At 45.0% G+C, this 18,330-nt stretch carries 16 protein-coding genes; all 16 read left to right on the top strand.

The window, feature by feature from the left end; translation table 11 throughout:
* Window positions 1–285: 285 nt before the first annotated feature.
* The 16 genes from mraZ to lpxC all read left to right on the top strand — a co-directional run bounded on the left by mraZ (window position 286) and on the right by lpxC (window position 18,316).
* Complete coding sequence (gene mraZ, locus NWQ57_RS04545) at window positions 286–744, top strand: division/cell wall cluster transcriptional repressor MraZ (RefSeq protein WP_306020929.1); 459 nt, start codon at window positions 286–288, stop codon at window positions 742–744.
* Entirely contained in the window at window positions 744–1,679 is a 936-nt protein-coding gene (gene rsmH, locus NWQ57_RS04540) for a 16S rRNA (cytosine(1402)-N(4))-methyltransferase RsmH (protein ID WP_306020928.1), read from the top strand. Before mraZ ends, rsmH begins: the two co-directional genes overlap by 1 nt.
* Complete coding sequence (gene ftsL / locus NWQ57_RS04535; RefSeq protein ID WP_306020927.1) at window positions 1,676–1,996, top strand: cell division protein FtsL; 321 nt, start codon at window positions 1,676–1,678, stop codon at window positions 1,994–1,996. The genes rsmH and ftsL overlap by 4 nt, the downstream gene beginning before the upstream one ends.
* Complete coding sequence (locus tag NWQ57_RS04530) at window positions 1,993–3,750, top strand: penicillin-binding transpeptidase domain-containing protein (RefSeq protein ID WP_306020926.1); 1,758 nt, start codon at window positions 1,993–1,995, stop codon at window positions 3,748–3,750. The genes ftsL and NWQ57_RS04530 overlap by 4 nt, the downstream gene beginning before the upstream one ends.
* Window positions 3,740–5,293 (top strand): UDP-N-acetylmuramoyl-L-alanyl-D-glutamate--2,6-diaminopimelate ligase, encoded by a 1,554-nt coding sequence (gene murE, locus NWQ57_RS04525; RefSeq protein WP_306020925.1) that lies wholly within the window; start codon window positions 3,740–3,742, stop codon window positions 5,291–5,293. Before NWQ57_RS04530 ends, murE begins: the two co-directional genes overlap by 11 nt.
* Window positions 5,290–6,696 carry a UDP-N-acetylmuramoyl-tripeptide--D-alanyl-D-alanine ligase gene (gene murF / locus NWQ57_RS04520; RefSeq protein WP_306020924.1) on the top strand — a complete coding sequence of 469 codons (1,407 nt, stop codon included), beginning with the start codon at window positions 5,290–5,292 and terminating at the stop codon, window positions 6,694–6,696. The genes murE and murF overlap by 4 nt, the downstream gene beginning before the upstream one ends.
* Complete coding sequence (gene mraY, locus NWQ57_RS04515; RefSeq protein ID WP_306020923.1) at window positions 6,690–7,772, top strand: phospho-N-acetylmuramoyl-pentapeptide-transferase; 1,083 nt, start codon at window positions 6,690–6,692, stop codon at window positions 7,770–7,772. The genes murF and mraY overlap by 7 nt, the downstream gene beginning before the upstream one ends.
* An 18-nt stretch (window positions 7,773–7,790) precedes the next feature.
* Window positions 7,791–9,113, top strand: a complete 1,323-nt coding sequence (gene murD / locus NWQ57_RS04510; protein WP_306020922.1) for a UDP-N-acetylmuramoyl-L-alanine--D-glutamate ligase — start codon at window positions 7,791–7,793, stop codon at window positions 9,111–9,113.
* On the top strand, window positions 9,110–10,459 hold the full coding sequence (gene ftsW / locus NWQ57_RS04505; RefSeq protein WP_306020921.1) for a cell division protein FtsW: 1,350 nt from the start codon (window positions 9,110–9,112) through the stop codon (window positions 10,457–10,459). Before murD ends, ftsW begins: the two co-directional genes overlap by 4 nt.
* Complete coding sequence (gene murG, locus NWQ57_RS04500; protein ID WP_306020920.1) at window positions 10,452–11,552, top strand: undecaprenyldiphospho-muramoylpentapeptide beta-N-acetylglucosaminyltransferase; 1,101 nt, start codon at window positions 10,452–10,454, stop codon at window positions 11,550–11,552. The genes ftsW and murG overlap by 8 nt, the downstream gene beginning before the upstream one ends.
* A complete protein-coding gene (gene murC / locus NWQ57_RS04495) occupies window positions 11,545–12,999 on the top strand; it encodes a UDP-N-acetylmuramate--L-alanine ligase (RefSeq protein ID WP_306020919.1) in 1,455 nt (484 codons plus the stop codon). The genes murG and murC overlap by 8 nt, the downstream gene beginning before the upstream one ends.
* Window positions 12,996–13,946, top strand: a complete 951-nt coding sequence (locus NWQ57_RS04490) for a D-alanine--D-alanine ligase (protein WP_306020918.1) — start codon at window positions 12,996–12,998, stop codon at window positions 13,944–13,946. Before murC ends, NWQ57_RS04490 begins: the two co-directional genes overlap by 4 nt.
* 4 nt (window positions 13,947–13,950) lie before the next feature.
* On the top strand, window positions 13,951–14,727 hold the full coding sequence (locus NWQ57_RS04485) for a cell division protein FtsQ/DivIB (RefSeq protein WP_306020917.1): 777 nt from the start codon (window positions 13,951–13,953) through the stop codon (window positions 14,725–14,727).
* A 21-nt stretch (window positions 14,728–14,748) separates the two neighbouring features.
* Window positions 14,749–15,978, top strand: coding sequence for a cell division protein FtsA (gene ftsA, locus NWQ57_RS04480; RefSeq protein ID WP_306020916.1), 1,230 nt, complete (start codon window positions 14,749–14,751; stop codon window positions 15,976–15,978).
* Window positions 15,979–16,059: 81 nt separating this feature from the next.
* Complete coding sequence (gene ftsZ, locus NWQ57_RS04475; RefSeq protein WP_306020915.1) at window positions 16,060–17,229, top strand: cell division protein FtsZ; 1,170 nt, start codon at window positions 16,060–16,062, stop codon at window positions 17,227–17,229.
* 172 nt (window positions 17,230–17,401) lie between these two features.
* Window positions 17,402–18,316: a UDP-3-O-acyl-N-acetylglucosamine deacetylase gene (gene lpxC / locus NWQ57_RS04470; protein ID WP_306020914.1), complete on the top strand. Its 915-nt coding sequence runs from the start codon at window positions 17,402–17,404 to the stop codon at window positions 18,314–18,316.
* Window positions 18,317–18,330 lie beyond the last annotated feature (14 nt).

The raw sequence follows: 18,330 nt of genomic DNA, 5'->3' as shown, positions 1-18,330 counted from the left end.
AATACGGCTAACTATGACCTGAATGCCTATCTTTTATGTGATATTCCGCTGTACCCCTTTTGCGTCACCTTTAGTGTTTTTCTAGCGATATCATACACTTCGGCAAAGCCTTATTTTTAGTGGCTTGCACCGCTTTCAATTTACTGTTTTTAGTCCTTGACATGCGATGGTTGTGGTACCTAAACTGTGCATCGTGGGTAAAAGTGGCGTAAAGTGGATCAAAGAGGTCGATTTAGCGCGCAATCAGTTCAATTCGACAGATAAAAATTAAAAAAGGTTAGGGGCATGTTCCGCGGCGCTAATGCAATCAGTCTAGATTTAAAGGGACGCGTTACGATACCCACTCGGTATCGTCAGTCTTTGCTGGACGATTGTCAGGGACAACTGGTTTGCACGATTGACACACAACAACCCTGCTTGCTGCTTTATCCACTTCCCGAATGGGAAGAAATTGAATTAAAACTATCTCGTTTATCCAGTATGAATCCTCATGAGCGTCGCTTACAGCGTTTGTTGTTGGGCTATGCAATGGAAGGTGAAATGGATAAAAACGGCCGCTTTTTACTGAGTGCGCCATTGCGCCAACATGCAAAATTAGATAAGCAAATCATGTTAGTTGGCCAATTTAATAAATTTGAGTTGTGGGACGCTGAAGTTTGGCAACAGCAAATTAGCTTGGATGTGGAAACAGAACAACAAGCTGATTTTGAATTAACCGAACGTTTACAGGACTTTGCGCTCTAATGACTAGCTCTTTTATTCATCATTCTGTTTTATTACAAGAATCTATCGACGCCTTGGCTATCAATCCTGATGGGATTTATCTGGATGGTACATTCGGTCGTGGTGGCCACAGTCAACACATACTCAATGCACTCTCAGCAAAAGGCCGGTTAATTGCCCTAGACAGAGACCCTCAAGCGATTGCCTCAGCAGAACGTTTCGCCGATGACCCTCGCTTTTCTATTCATCATGTGACTTTTTCGCAGTTATCTGAGGTGGCTGAGCAATTACGTTTAGTCGGAAAAATAGATGGAATTCTATTGGATTTAGGGGTGTCATCACCGCAGCTGGATGATGCTGAACGTGGCTTTAGCTTTATGCGTGAGGGACCCTTAGATATGCGCATGGATACCAGTAAAGGGATAAGTGCCGCGCAGTGGCTTGCAAAAGCTGATGAGCAAGACATCACGCAAGTAATAAAAGAACTGGGTGAAGAAAAATTTGGTAAACGTATTGCTCACGGCATCGTTAACGCTCGAGCCCTAGCTCCTATCGTTACCACCACCCAGTTAGCTAAAATAATCGATGAAGCAGTGCCTGTTAAGGATAAGTTTAAACACCCCGCTACTCGCAGTTTTCAAGCGATTCGCATGTATATCAACAGCGAGTTAGATGAAATTCGTAGTGCCCTAAAGGCTGCTTTACACACCCTTAGCCCAGGTGGTCGTTTAGCGGTAATTAGTTTTCATTCTTTGGAAGACCGTATTGTTAAACGGTTTGTTCGTGAGCAAAGCAAAGGTCTTGATGTGCCCCACGGCATGCCGATTCTTCAATCGGAAATCGATGCAGCCAAAGCACTCAAAGCTATCGGAAAGGCAATAATGCCCAGCCAGAGCGAGTTAAAGCAAAATGTTCGCTCCCGCAGTGCAGTGCTGAGGGTGGCAGAAAAATTATGACAAACGCGAATACCAACTTTAATTTATTCAGTTTTATCTTCGCTGACTTAGCCCGCCATCCTTTGCGGGTTTTATTGTTTATAGCGGTATTGATCAGTGCTATCGCTGTAATTCTCAGTGCTCACCACAATAGACAGATGGCCATTGCCCTAGAAAAACTCATGCAGCAGCAAGATCACCTTGATGTTGAGTGGCGTCATTTGGTCTTAGAGCAAAGCGCGTTAACTGAGCATAATCGCATTGAGTCTTTAGTAGAAAAAAAATTAGATATGCACCGCCCTGAACCTACAGAAGAAGTGGTGGTGCGTATAAAATGAAACGCTCAGTAAACTCATCACGTTCAGGCCAAGCAAAAGCCATTGGTGCACCAACATTGTTGCACTGGCGCTTTTTGTTAGTGTTGAGTGTTATTTTACTGGTATTCATTGGCCTAGGTGTGCGCGCGGCTTACATTCAAGTGGTTTCACCTGATCAACTGATCCAACGTGGTGATAACCGCACCTTACGTACACGCAACGATCCGGTGCATCGGGGGTTGATTACCGACAGAAATGGTCAGCAACTAGCGGTCAGTGTGCCTGTAAGAGCCATTTGGGCGGACCCGAAAAAAATTGCGCAAGGCAGTGGCTTTAGTGATAAACGCCGTTGGTTGGCATTTGCTGAAGTGTTGGGCCAAGACGTTGATACCTTGATTGCGAAAGTCGACGATCCGACTAAGCGCTTTGTTTATTTGCAGCGTCAAGTGTCGCCAGCTATGGCTGAGTATGTTGAGCAACTGGATTTAGATGGTATTTATTTGCGCGACGAATCTCGTCGCTATTACCCAACTGGCGAAGTATCGGCCCATGTGATTGGTTTTACTAACGTAGATGACCAAGGTATTGAAGGCATTGAAAAGCTTTACAACGATTGGCTGACAGGCACGCCGGGTAGTCGCCAAATTCGTCGTGATGGCAAAGGCCGTCAAGTTGAAATTTTAGCTACTGAAGAGGGTAAGCAAGCCCACAATATTCAATTAACTATCGACCAGCGTATTCAAGCCCTCGCGTACAAAGAGTTAAAGTGGGCGGTGGGCTTTTACAAAGCCACATCAGCGTCGGCCGTGGTGACTGATGTGCGTACCGGCGAAATTCTGGCTCTGGTGAATAGCCCTTCATACAATCCTAATAATCGTCAAGGTGTGTCGGCTCATCGTATTCGTAATCGTGCTGTAACCGACGCTTATGAACCCGGTTCGTCAGTTAAACCACTGGCTGTATTAAGTGCTCTAGAGTTTGGTTCAGCCACACCAAAATCGAAAATTAATACCTCGCCCGGCTGGATGCATCTAGGTGGTAAAATTGTGCGTGATGCACGCAATTATGGCGAACTTGATTTAACCGACATTATTCGGCATTCAAGCAATATGGGCACGTCAAAATTGGCTCTGTCGGTGCCCAAGGAATATTTAATCGACATGTTTTACAACGTTGGTTTAATGAGTGATAGCGGCGCCAATTTGCTGGGTGAAACCAATGGTATTTTTAACGAACGCCCACGTTGGTCAGATTTTGATATCGCTACTTTATCTTTTGGCTACGGGATATCCGTCACGGCCCTCCAGCTTGCTCGCATGTATAGCATCCTTGGTGATGGCGGTATTAAACGTCCTCTGAGTATTGTGAAAAGTGATCAGCCCCCAGAGACAGAGCGGGTGATCAGCGAACAAGCCGCTCAAGATGTATTGCACATGATGGAAAGCGTGTTACAAGAGGGGGGCTCGGCCCGTAAAGCTGCCGTGCCTGGCTATCGGGTTGCAGGCAAAACCGGCACCAGCCGCAAGGCCATCGCCAATGGTTACGGCGAAGAATACGTCAATATTTTTGCTGGCGTGGCCCCTGTATCAAATCCGCAGTTAGCGGTAGTTATATTGATTAACGAGCCAAAAGGCGACTTGTACTACGCCGGAGATACCGCTGCGCCTGTTTTTGCCAAAGTGATGGCGGGCAGCTTACAAATGTTAAACGTGGCACCTGATAACAAAGATGTATCGTCTTTGGCGGCCGTAGCGGGAGGTCATAATGCGGGTTGATATGTTAAGTATTGAAAGTCAATTTGCTGAGCCTTTTGCGCAAAGTATTCAAAGCCTACTGGCTAATTTTGGAATTAGCGCCCCAGATATTATGATCACCGAACTGGTCTTAGACAGTCGTGATGTTGCTATTCATAAAGCGTTTATAGCAGTTAAAGGTCATAGCCGAGACGGACGTGATTTTATTCCTCAGGCAGTGAGTTTAGGGGCCAAGGTTATTATTGCTCAGTGCGACAGCGCTGAGTTACATGGCCAAGTGACGATGCGAGACAACTCGCTGATTATATGCTTTTTTGAATTAGCTGAAAAATTATCAAAACTAGCCGCTTATTTTTATCAGCATCCTGCTAATTCTTTATCTGTGGTGGCGGTAACGGGGACCAACGGTAAAACCTCTGTGGTGCAATTATGCAATCAACTTGCTTACTTATTGGGCGAGCGTAGTGCCTCCATCGGCACCTTGGGATCCGGTATTTACCACCAATTGAGCCAGTTGCATAGCACCGTGAATACTACCCCTGACGCCATTAGTATTCAGCGTTTATTAGCCGAATTTGTGGGTGAAGGTGCATCCCAAGTTGCCTTGGAAGCGTCTTCCCATGCCCTAGTACAAAAGCGTTTAGCTGCGCTGAAAACAGATGTCGCCGTATTTACTAATTTAAGCCGAGACCACCTCGACTATCACCACACCATGGACGATTACGCAAAAGCCAAACGTCTGTTGCTGGCGCAGCCAAGTCTGAAGTATGCAGTACTCAATGGGAATGATCCTGAGCATCTTAATTGGTTAGCCACGAGTGCAAAAAATACTCAGGTTGTTGTGTATGGCTTAAATATGGCAAAAGACAGCGTATCCAAAGACTATCAATACTGCCTAGCCAACAACATTCAATTTACTGCTTTTGGTGTGCGCTTCAGCTTGGAATCATCATGGGGCAATTGTGAGTTGCGTTTAAATTTGGTGGGTGAATTTAATATCAGTAATGCGCTTGCTGCCATTACTGCGCAGTTGTGTTTGGGTAAAAACCTAAAAAATATTGCTTATATTGCACAAAAGCTGCAGCCGGTGGCGGGTCGAATGGAGCTGTTTAGTCATCCAGGTAGAGCCACCATTGTAGTGGATTATGCCCATACCCCCGATGCCTTAGAAAAGTCGTTGTTAGCAGTGCGCCAACATTGCCAAGGTCAATTGTGGTGCGTTTTTGGCTGTGGGGGCGACCGAGATACAGGCAAACGTCCACTAATGGGCGCGATTGCTGAACGCTTAGCAGACCGTGTTGTCATTACCGATGACAATGTGCGCAGTGAAGAGCCAAAAAAAATAGTTGAAGATATTCTACAAGGCTGCCGTGACCCTCAGACAATTTTAGTGGAGCACAGCCGTACAAAAGCGATTGAAATAGCAGCACAGCAATGCACGGAGCACGACTTTATTTTAGTCGCGGGTAAAGGACATGAGGATTATCAAATCATTGGCCACCAGAGCCAAGCTTACGACGAACGAGCGTTTGTAAAACAGTTTCAACAGGGGAAAACATCATGATCCCAGTTTCACTTTCATGGGTGGCTGAGCATATTCGAGGGCAGCTAGTTGATGCAAAAACGCAATCTATCGTGATTGAAAGCGTCAGCACCGATACCCGTAATATTGAAAAGGGTGCCTTATTTATTGCCTTACAGGGGCCTAATTTTGATGGGCATCACTTTGTTAAACAAGCCCATGATTTGGGCGCTATCGCGGCTATTGTCAGTCATCCAGTAGATGTTGATATTGCTCAGATCGTGGTAGGCGACACAAAATTGGCCTTGGGACATCTTGCAGGCGCAGTCAAACATCAGCTATCTCCCCTAACGGTGGGTATCACCGGTAGTAGTGGTAAAACCACGGTTAAAGAAATGGTTGCGGCTATTTTATCTCGCCGTGGCAAAGTATTGGCTACCAAAGGCAATTTTAATAACGATATCGGCGTGCCCTTAACCTTGTTGCGCCTTGAGGCTGATCACGAATTTGCAGTGATTGAAATGGGTGCTAATCACCTAGGTGAAATTGCCTACACCACCGAACTTGTTAAACCTGATGTCGCCACTATCGTCAATGCCGCCGCCGCCCATTTAGAAGGTTTTGGCAGTTTATTGGGCGTAGCGAGAGCAAAAAGTGAAATTTTTAACGGCTTATCAGAACACGGCGTTGCAATATTAAATGCTGACAGCCAGTTTTATGATTTTTGGAAAGGGAAATTACGCTTGAATAATGTCCAATGTTTCTCTAGTGAGAAGCAGGTGGAGTTCTATGCGCAAGATACGGTCTTGGGTCTTGATGGCTGTGCTCAATTTGACATGGTTACGCCTCAAGGTCGGGTTAATGTATCTCTTTCTTTACCAGGTATGCATAACGTTAATAATGCCTTGGTGGCGTCTGCCTTAGCCTTAGGTGTAGGGGCGAGTCTTAATGATGTTGCCGAGGGCTTGCGCAATATGCCCCATGTTGCTGGTCGTTTGCATGTCAAACAATTGAGTAACCAAGTTAAGGTACTCGATGATACCTACAACGCTAACGTAGGCTCGGTTAACGCCGCAATCGACTTACTTGCGAGTTTTGCAGGACGCAGAATTCTGATCTTAGGTGATATGGCTGAATTGGGTGAAAAGGCCCGCTATTACCATGAGCAAGTGGGCGAATACGCCCAGCAAAAAGGCATTGATGAGTTATTCACTCTTGGTGTATTAAGCCAAAGCGCCAGCGCGGTATTTAATGACAGCGGTAAACATTTTAGTGAAATAAGTCAATTAACTGAGTTTGTATTACAGCAGCTAGGCACTGAAAAACGCGACATCACTATTTTGGTGAAAGGCTCTCGCAGTGCAAAAATGGAAAGAGTAGTTAAGGCATTGGAGGATTCTGGCTTGGGAAAGTTTGAAAGGGTTAGGGAGTTGATGGCATGTTAATTTGGCTAGCCGAATGGCTAAAGCAGTTTGATGCTGGATTTAATGTATTTACTTATCTAACCCTGCGGGCCATTTTGAGTACGTTAACCGCGTTATTGATTGCCTTGATTATTGGGCCAAAGATGATCCGCTGGTTGCAGCACTTGCAAATCGGCCAAACTGTCAGAACTGATGGTCCTCAAACCCATTTGGTTAAATCGGGCACCCCTACTATGGGAGGCTTATTAATTTTGGCGGCTATCATTACGAGTGTATTGCTGTGGGCCGACCTATCAAACCGCTACGTGTGGGTGACACTCTTTGTTGTAACCACCTATGGCATCATTGGATTTATTGATGACTATCGTAAAGTCATTCGCAAAGATCCCAAGGGCCTAATTGCCCGTTGGAAGTATTTTTGGCAGTCGGTGATAGCAATTGCGGTGGCGTTTTATTTATATGCTAGTCAGCAAAATCCCGCTGAAACCGCTCTGCTTGTGCCGTTTTTCAAAGAAGTAATGCCTCAAATGGGTTTGTTCTTCTTGGTGTCTACTTACTTTGTCATTGTCGGTACCAGTAATGCCGTTAATTTAACAGATGGTTTAGACGGTTTAGCGATAGTGCCGACCATATTAGTTGCTGGCGCCTTTGCTATTTTTGCTTACACCACCGGTAACGTTAATTTTTCAGCTTACTTAAATATTCCCCACATTCCGCTTACCAGTGAGTTGGTTATTGTGTGCACAGCCATTGTGGGCGCAGGGTTGGGTTTTTTGTGGTTTAACACCTATCCAGCTCAAGTCTTTATGGGTGATGTTGGCTCTTTAGCGCTGGGCGGTACCTTAGGCATTTTGGCGGTACTCGTGCGCCAAGAAATCGTATTGATCATTATGGGGGGGGTGTTTGTTGCAGAAACGCTGTCAGTGATATTGCAAGTGGGCTCCTTTAAATTACGCGGGCAACGCATCTTCCGAATGGCACCCATTCATCATCATTACGAACTAAAAGGCTGGCCAGAACCGCGGGTAATTGTGCGCTTTTGGATCATATCGTTAATTTTAGTATTAATTGGTTTAGCGACCTTAAAACTCAGATAACAGGAATTGATACTCGACATGGCAAGCATCAACTTGGCAAATAAAAACATTGTGGTAGTAGGACTGGGCCTGACCGGCTTGTCCTGCGTGCAGTTTTTATTGGCTCAAGGGGCCAAGGTAACAGCCATGGATAGTCGAAGCGCTGTGCAACATGCCTTAGATATTCCAGTCCATCTTGGTGAATTTGATGCTGAAATATTAAGCCAAGCCGACTTGATTGTCTTAAGTCCTGGCGTAAGCCTGCAAACACCAGCGATACAACATGCTATTGCCCTAGGCGTTAATGTTGTCGGCGATATTGAATTATTTGCACGTTTTAATACTTTACCGCTGATTGCGATTACTGGCTCAAATGGCAAATCCACCGTGACTCACTTAGTGGTCGAGATGTGTAAAGCATCAGGTTTACAGGTGTTAATGGGCGGTAACATCGGTGTACCTGCACTCGCGCTGCTCAATACACCGGCAGACATCGTGGTATTGGAACTATCAAGTTTTCAACTCGAAACAACGAGCTCTTTAAAAGCGGTATCGGCGACGGTGCTGAATATTTGTGATGATCACCTTGATCGTCACGGTAGCGTAGAAAATTATAAGAACATCAAACACCGTATTTATGATAATGCCGAATTTGTCGTGGCCAGCCGCGATGAATCGGCTACTCAACCTAGTAACAGAGCAGTGAATATCACCTTCGGCCTTTCGGCCAGTGAACATGATTTCAGTTGGGATAACGACACCAGCAGTATTCTTTATCAAGGTCAGCACTGGTTAAGCAGTGCCGAATGTTTGTTAGTGGGTGCGCACAATATGCTGAATATTCAAGCCGCTAGCGCCTTATCCTTGCTTGCTGGTGCCACTATGGATGGCATAAAACAAGGGGCAAAGTGTTTTGCCGGTTTGCCGCATCGCTGTCAAACCGTAGCGATACATGATCACGTGCGCTGGATCAATGATTCTAAAGCCACCAATGTAGGCGCAACACTTGCGGCTATTGAAGGCTTGGCCAGTACCTGTGCGGGTAAAATAATTCTTATTGCTGGTGGCCAAGGTAAGGGCGCTGATTTTAGTCCTCTTGGGCTATTATTAAATGAAAAAATAGACTTTCTGATTACTCTGGGTCAAGACGGCGGACACATCGCCGCGTTGAAAGCGGGTAGTTGTCAAGTGACGAGTTTAGAAGAAGCGGTAAGCGTTGCTGCCCAGCATGCACAGAAAAACGACATCGTTTTGTTGTCTCCTGCCTGTGCAAGCCTTGATATGTTCAACAATTACCAACACCGTGGAGATTGTTTCGCTCAAGCGGTCCAGCAAGTTGTGATGCAGGAGTGCACGGTATGACAACCTTAGTGCAGTCAAAGATGGATACCCTGCGTCATCTATTTGTGAAAAAACACGATAGTGCGGCACCTTCAAAAAGCGCTGAATCGCCTAAAGCTTATGATGCGGTGCTTTTACTGGTTGCTTTAGCCATACTATCGATTGGTTTTATCATCGTCACCTCAGCATCTATGCCGGTGGCTGATAGGCTTTATGACAATCCTTTTTATTTTGCAATTCGCCATGGTATCTACATTTCATTGGCTATTATCACCGCCTTGTTAGTTATCCAAATACCCATGCGCTGGTGGCGGGTGAGTAACCCCTGGTTGCTGCTTTTAGCTATCGGCCTCTTGATTGCGGTTTTGATCATAGGTCGCAGCGTTAACGGCAGTACCCGGTGGTTGGTTATCGGTCCTATTACCATTCAAGCTGCTGAGCCGGCTAAGTTGTTTTTCTTTTGCTACCTAGCCGGATACTTAGTTAGGCGATTCGAAGAAGTGACTGAAAACTTAAAAGGGTTTATCAAACCGCTTATCGTTTTTGGCGCCTTGGCGTTTTTACTATTAATGCAGCCAGATTTAGGGACTGTGGTAGTGATGTTATTTACCACTGTTGGCCTGTTATTTTTAGTCGGTGCTAAACTATGGCAATTTTTTGGTTTAGCCATTACAGGCATTTTAGTTATTGTCGCGCTGATCATCATAGAGCCCTACCGTATGATCCGTGTTACTTCGTTTTTGGACCCGTGGGCTGATCCATTTGGCAGCGGCTATCAATTAACGCAGTCACTGATGGCTTATGGTCGAGGCGATTTATTTGGTCAAGGCTTAGGTAATAGCTTACAAAAACTGGAGTATCTTCCTGAAGCACATACCGACTTCATCATGGCCATATTGGCGGAAGAGTTTGGTTTTGCCGGTGTGCTCACGGTGCTCGTTTTGATGTTTGTCATCGTGATGAAGGCCATGCGTATGGGAAATTTAGCCTTGCGTAAAGAGCGACCTTTTGATGCCTATTTAGCCTATTCCATCGGCATATGGTTTAGTTTGCAAACCGCTGTAAATGTGGGCGCAAGTGCCGGTATTTTACCCACCAAAGGCTTGACCTTTCCTCTACTCAGTTATGGTGGTTCTAGTTTAATTATCATGGCAATTGCAGTGGGTATTTTAGTGCGCATTGATTTTGAACTTCGTGTTGATGGCATACAAGCCATGAATAAGGGGTCTGGTAGTAAAGGAAATCGTAAGCCATTACAGCAACAAGATGATCCTCAAGCCGCCGGTAAAAATCGTTTGAGCCAAGTACTTGAAAGCTTAAAAAAACCAAAGAGCAAAAAATACACTGACGGAGGCTTACATGACTAAGCGTTTGTTAGTAATGGCTGGCGGTACTGGCGGACATGTATTTCCCGGCTTATCAGTTGCTCAGCTTCTTGCTGATAAAAACTGGCAGATTCATTGGTTGGGTACGAGCGAAAGAATGGAAGCACAGCTAGTGCCTCAGGCGGGTTTTCCAATTAGTTTTATTGACGTCGTAGGGGTTAGAAATAACGGCTTACTGCGCTTAATTGCTGCGCCTTTTAAAATTATTAAATCAGTTCTACAAGCCAAAAAGATTATCAAGTCTTTTGAGCCTGATGTGGTCTTGGGCTTGGGCGGCTTTGCCAGTGGTCCAGGAGGTATTGCTGCGTGGTTAGCGAATAAACCCTTAGTTGTGCACGAGCAAAATGCAGCCCCCGGTATGACAAACCGTATTCTGGCGCGTTTAGCCAAGAAAGTGTTAACCGGTTTTGCTAATACCTTTGAAGCTCAGCAAGCTAGTAATAATACAAACGATGAAAAATACCAGTGGGTCGGCAACCCGGTGCGTGCTGCCTTTGCCACCATCCCTGTGAAGTCCGAAGTCACGTTGCCGCTTAACATCTTAGTTGTTGGCGGTAGTTTAGGCGCGCAAATTCTCAATCAGGTCGTGCCTCTTGCTCTTGTAGCAAATGCATGTGTAAACGTGCGCCATCAAACGGGTAAAGGCCACTTGGATGAGGTAACCCGTGTTTATCAGCAATCTTTGAATGGGCAAGACAATTGGCAACTTTCTGAATTTATCGATGACATTCCAGCCGCGTACGCATGGGCAGATTTAGTGATTTGCCGAGCCGGTGCATTGACCGTGGCAGAAGTTGCAGCAGCAGGTGTATGCGCAATATTTGTGCCCCTGCCGCATGCGGTGGATGATCATCAAACTAAAAATGCCCAGGTGCTCGCTGATGCTGGTGCTGCTTATCTATTACCGCAATCGGGTTTCACAGTGGATGCACTGCAGAATCTGATTACTCACTGTTTATCACAACCAGAAAAATTGATTTTAATGAGCCAAAAAGCAAAAACACTGGCATGTTTAGATGCCGCACAACACGTTGCTACAATTTGTGAACAACTAGCGGGGCGCTGTCATGACTAAACCCTGTGTAATGAATTATCATGTACCAGAAATGCGACGCATTAAGCATATCCACTTTGTGGGTATTGGTGGTGCCGGTATGGGCGGGATTGCCGAAGTCTTACTGAATGAAGGTTACCAAGTGTCTGGCTCTGATCGTCAAGAAAACGGCATGACTTCACGCTTACAAAATTTAGGTGCGCGCATATTTATTGGTCATCAAGCCAGCAATATTGAACTGGCGAACGTGGTTGTAGTATCAAGTGCGATTGATCCTAGTAATGCCGAAGTTAGCGCGGCGATGGAATTACGAATCCCTGTTATCCGACGGGCTGAGATGTTAGCTGAGTTAATGCGGTTTAGACACGGTATTGCCATTGCGGGCACCCATGGAAAAACCACTACTACCAGTTTAATTGCGACTATTTTTGCGCAAGCAGAGCTCGATCCCACCTTTGTGATTGGTGGGCTGCTAAATAGTGCAGGCACTAACGCACGTTTAGGTGCGAGTCGTTATTTGATTGCTGAAGCCGATGAAAGTGATGCTTCGTTTATTCACTTGCAACCAATGGTGAGTGTTGTCACTAATATTGAAGCCGACCATATGGATACCTACCAAGGCGATTTCCAAAAAATGGAAGACACCTACATCGACTTCCTGCACAACTTACCTTTTTATGGCTTAGCGGTCATGTGTATTGATGATCCTGTGGTGACTAAATTGTTACCACGCATTGGCCGTAAGTATGTGACTTACGGATTATCTGAGCATGCAGACGTACGCGCTATCGATGTCAAACTAGGCTTTAACCAAAGCGAATTTTCCGTGCTCCGTGCTGACTTAGCGCCGCTAAAAATTCGATTAAATATTCCAGGTAAACACAATGTATTAAATGCATTGGCTGCGATTGCAGTGGCCACTGATGAAAATGTGGCTGATCAGGCGATAGTTGACGCCTTGGCGAGTTTCTCAGGTATTGGCCGACGTTTTGAGCTATTAGGTGATTTCACAACGCAAAAAGGGCAGGTGGTATTGGTAGACGACTACGGTCATCATCCTACCGAAGTCGCTGCCACCATTGCGGTCGCGCGCAATAACTGGCCCGACAGGCGCATCGTTATGGCCTATCAACCCCATCGTTACACGCGTACTCGCGACCTGTACGAAGATTTCGTGCAAATACTCTCTCAAGTAGACGTATTGCTACTACTAGAAGTGTATTCTGCTGGCGAAAGTCAAATCGACGGTGCCGACAGCAAAGCCCTTTGTCGTTCGATTCGCCAGCGAGGCGAGTTAGAGCCGATTTATGTTTCTCATGTAAATGAATTACCAAAGTTATTAGCAGAAATTCTGAATGATCAAGACATATTAATGACCCAAGGTGCTGGCAACATTGGTCAAATAGCCAAATATTTGCAAGCCAGTAAATTAGACATGGATCAACTCGCTAAGGGGAATGTGCAATGACGAATCTTAATCCCCTTGCTCCGTCAGCATACGGCAAAGTGGCAGTCATGTTTGGTGGCAAATCCGCAGAGCGTGAAGTGTCTTTGTTGTCAGGCAACGCGGTCTTAAAAAGCCTCTTGTCGTTAGGTATAGACGCGCATCGTTTTGATCCTGCTGAACAAGCCATCACAGAATTGCTTATACAGCAGTTTTCTCGGGTAGTAATCATGTTGCATGGCCGTGGCGGTGAAGACGGTACGATGCAGGGTGCCTTGCAATTACTGGGTATTCCTTACACTGGCAGTGGTGTTTTGGGCTCCGCTTTGTGCATGGATAAAATTAAAAGTAAGCAGATTTGGCAAACCTTAGGTTTACCCACTGCTCAATATGAAATTGCTGTTAAAAGTTCCTTTGATGCGGGATCTTGCGAGGCTATAATGGCACGCTTGGGGAATGAGGTAATGGTTAAACCTGCGCAAGAGGGATCAAGCATAGGTATGACCAAAGTAAATAGTGCACAACAATTAGCAACAGCCATTCAAGATGCGTTTAAATATGATGAACACGTCTTGATCGAGCAGTTCATTCAAGGTTCTGAATTTACCGTCAGTCTGTTAAATGGTCAGGCTTTGCCTTCTATTCGCATGTCCACACCTCGCGTTTTTTATGATTACACCGCCAAATACCAAGCGGATAGCACACAGTATTTTTGCCCCAGTGGCTTAAGTGCTGAGCAAGAACAAGAATTAGGCACATTGTCGATAAAAGCCTTTAGTGCTCTGTCTGGCAGTGGGTGGGGACGCATAGATTTCATGCAAGATAAAGGCGGCAATTTTTATTTGCTAGAAGCGAATACTGTGCCGGGGATGACTGAAAAGAGTTTAGTGCCTATGGCGGCAAAGCAGGCCGGTATGCGATTTTCAGATTTATCATTGGCTGTGCTGCAGACATCGATGGAACGCGGCTAAAGCCATGACTAACCAAGCTCAGTTACCAGCACCACAAGCGCGTTCACAAATGATTATAGGATTGTCATTTCTGCTGTGTTTGTCATTGGTTTTGATGCTTGGCTTGGTGAAGTTACTTAATTGGTTGGATGATGAGCAACGCGCTCCTTTGCAAAAAATTATTATTTCTGGGCAACGTCAGTTTATTGATGATGCGAACATAGAGAAGTTGGTAAGGCAGTCTCAGCCTGGCAGTTTTTTTGAGTTAGACGTGAGTCAAACTCACCAGATGATTGAAGCATTACCTTGGGTTTATCGTGCTTCAGTGCGCAAACGTTGGCCAAATGGTTTGGAAATTTATGTAGTTGAGCAAGTACCTGCGGCGCGGTGGAATGACGATTTACTGTTAAACCAGCACGGTGAAGTATTTGACGGAATAGAAGTGGCTACTCGTGAAAATATAAGCTTACCCAGTTTATTTGGGCCTGGGGGCAGCGAACAAACGGCCTTGCAAGGCTATCGCAATATGCAGTCTTTGCTGGAAGTGACGCATTTACAAATTAGTGAGTTGTTTTTAAGTGAACGGTTTGCTTGGAATTTACGCTTGGCAAATGGCATAAAATTGAATTTAGGACGCAGCGAGTTTATTGACCGCTTGCAGCGATTTGTGGATATTTTTCCACTGATTTCTACGCAAGACAAGACGGTTGATTATGTTGATTTGCGTTATGACACGGGTTTAGCTGTAGGGTGGGCAAAGGCTGACACTACAGAATCGAATAAAAAACAGCGAGAGAGCTAATTAAAGTGAGTGGAAAATACAATGTCTAAGGTCGTAGAACGCAAACTTATCGTTGGCTTAGATATAGGCACCAGCAATGTTAAAGCAGTGGTGGGCGAATTACTCGATGACAATAATATTAGTATTGTTGGCGTGGGCAGTCATTCATCAAAAGGTATGGATAAAGGCGGCGTAAATGATTTGAACTTAGTGGTTCAATCGGTTAAACGCGCGGTCCACGAAATGGAGCTTATGGCTGATTGCCGTGTGTCTTCTGTGTTTATGTCAATCTCTGGGCGTCACGTTAAATGCCAAAATGAAAGTGGCATGGTGCCGATTAACAATCAAGAAGTGACGCAAGAAGACGTTGACAATGTGGTGCATGCTGCGCGCTCAGTACCGATCGCGGCTGAACGTAAGCTATTACATGTACTGCCACAAGAATTTACCATTGATGTGCAAGAGGGGATTAAAAATCCAATCGGTATGTCGGGTGTGAGAATGGAAGCTGAAGCGCACATCATTACGTGTGCGGATGATATGGCGAAGAATTTAGTCAAATGCGTTGAGCGTTGTGAACTTACCGCTGATCACATGATATTTTCTGCCTTGGCATCGAGCTATGCCGTTTTAACTGATGATGAGAAAGAACTAGGTGTCTGTGTTGTTGATATCGGTGGTGGTACCATGGATATCGTTATCTACACCGATGGTGCAATACGCCACACAGCAGTTATCCCTGTCGCGGGAAATCAGATCACCAGTGATATAGCGAAAATATTTCGTACTCCGCTTAATCATGCAGAAGAGATAAAAATTAACTACGCCTGTGCTTTAAAAGACATGGTAAGTATGGAAGAAAGCATTGAAGTACATAGTGTGGGTGGCAGACCGGCCAGAGCCATGTCACGTCATACTTTGGCTGAAGTCATTGAGCCCCGTTATCAAGAATTATTTGAATTGGTGCATGATGAAATTCGCACAAGTGGTTTTGAAGAGCAAATTGCCGCCGGTATTGTGTTAACGGGTGGTACAGCAAAAATGGAAGGCGCGGTAGAGTTTGCTGAAGAAATATTTCAAATGCCAGTCAGAGTAGGTGTACCTCTTGGTATTAAAGGTTTGTCTGAATATGTTGAAGATAGCAAGTTTGCAACAGCGGTGGGTTTGCTGCAATACGGTAAAAATCATTTGCTAAGCAAGTTAGCAACAAAAACTAAAGCCAGTGATGGACCCTGGCAACGAATACAAAGTTGGTTTAAGGGTGAGTTTTAGCCGATTCATTTTTAAACTTTATAATTTGCAGCAACTAAGGAACAAGGTTGCCTGCTTGGATGTTAAGACCGGAGAGATAGAATGTTTGAATTAATGGATAGTCATAGCGAAGAAGCGATAATTAAAGTCATTGGCGTTGGCGGTGGCGGTGGAAATGCCATAGAACATATGGTGAAACACTCCATAGAAGGTGTTGAATTTATCGCCATCAATACCGATGCCCAAGTATTGCGTAGTTCAGCGGCCAACGTTACTTTACAGATTGGTTCTGGGGTGACTAAAGGTTTAGGTGCAGGTGCAAACCCGAATATCGGGCGTCAAGCGGCAGAAGAAGACGCAGAAACCATTCGTCAAAGTCTTGAAGGCGCTGACATGGTATTTATTACGGCTGGTATGGGCGGCGGTACTGGTACCGGTGCGGCACCTGAAGTTGCAAAAATTGCCAAAGAAATGGGTATTTTAACCGTTGCGGTTGTGACTAAACCTTTTCCCTTCGAAGGACGTAAACGAACAGAGTTTGCAGAGCAAGGTATTGCCGAATTATCAAAATATGTTGATTCGTTAATTACTATTCCCAATGAAAAATTGTTAAAAGTACTGCCTAAAGGCACGCCTTTGTTGCAAGCATTTAGTGCAGCTAACGACATCTTACGTGGTGCAGTACAAGGTATTGCAGAGTTAATCACTCGTCCAGGTTTGATCAACGTGGATTTCGCCGACGTAAGAACGGTTATGTCTGAAATGGGTACTGCCATGATGGGTAATGGTTGTGCAAGCGGCGAAGATCGTGCTGAAGAAGCGGCAGAAATTGCCATCGCGAGTCCATTATTGGAAGACATCGATTTGTCAGGTGCTCGTGGTATTTTGGTTAATATTACTGCTGGACCAAGCTTCTCTATTGATGAGTTTGAAACCGTCGGTAATGCCGTGAAAGCCTTTGCATCTGAAAATGCAACTGTGGTTATCGGTACAGTTATCGATATGGATATGACTGACGAATTGCGCGTTACTGTTGTTGCTACTGGTATTGGTACTGAGCGTAAACCTGATATCTCATTAGTTTCTAACCGTGCACCGCGTGTCACACATGAACATAGTGAATTTCGCTTAACCGGTAACGGTGCGCCAGTAGCATCAAATAGTATTACCTCTGAAAGTTTGCGTTCTTCAGCACAAGAAGATAAACACGAAAGTGGCAGCGACTTAGAATATTTGGATATTCCGGCCTTTTTACGTAAACAGGCTGATTAATTGGCGGGCTAAGGGAATTTTAGGATTAATTATGTTGTCTCTATATTGCATCCTTCAATAAACGGCATATGCTGGTTATTATTGAAATGTGACAGTATTTTGACAAGGCTAAGCATTTTTAGTACTATACGTGCCCATTTTTATTACGTTTTGGCAATAGAGCAAAAGGTAGATGATTAAACAACGTACAATCAAACAATCTGTTCAGGAAACTGGGATAGGTTTGCATAAAGGTGACAAGGTCACAATGACTCTCCGGCCAGCGCCGGCAAATACAGGTATCGTATTTCGCCGCGTTGACCTTGAGCCTTATGCAGATATTCCGGCCCGCGCGAACGCGGTTGGCGATACCATGTTGTGTACTTGTGTCAGCAATGAACAAGGTGTCACTATTTCTACGGTTGAACATTTAGCCTCGGCCCTTGCGGGTCTAGGCATAGATAATATTATTGTTGAAGTCGATAGTAATGAACTGCCCATCATGGATGGCAGCGCGAGTCCTTTTATCTTCTTGTTGCAGTCTGCAGGCATTGAAGAATTGAATGCGCCAAAGCGGTTTATAAAGATCACCAAACCAGTAAGAGTGAAAGACGGCGATAAATGGGCAGAACTTCGCCCTTACGACGGTTTCAGAGTGGATTTTCGCATTGACTTCGATCATCCCGTAATCAGTCAAACGCGTCAGCATATGGTGCTTGATTTTGATTCGAACTCATACGTAAGCGAAGTAAGTCGTGCCAGAACTTTTGGTTTTATGAAAGACATCGAGTACATGCACGCGCACAATCTCGCCTTAGGCGGCAGCATGGAAAATGCGGTTGCTTTAGACGAATACCGAGTGTTGAACCCAGAAGGTCTTAGATACAGTGATGAATTTTTAAAACATAAAATTCTCGATGCTATCGGAGACTTGTACCTAGGTGGACACAGTATCATTGGCGAGTTGGTTGCCTACAAGACTGGTCACGGCTTAAATAACAAGCTATTAAATGCATTGTTAAATGATACAAAAGCGTGGGAATTTGTGGGCTACGACACACCTGAAGAAATGCCCATCAGGTTTGCTTCGCCAATACTGGCAAACTAATTTCTATTTTTAAA

The organism is Paraglaciecola sp., assembly GCF_030730205.1.
GTDB lineage: Bacteria > Pseudomonadota > Gammaproteobacteria > Enterobacterales > Alteromonadaceae > Paraglaciecola.
Note: the sequence above shows the minus strand (reverse complement) of the source record. Positions and strands in the feature narration are given on the sequence as shown.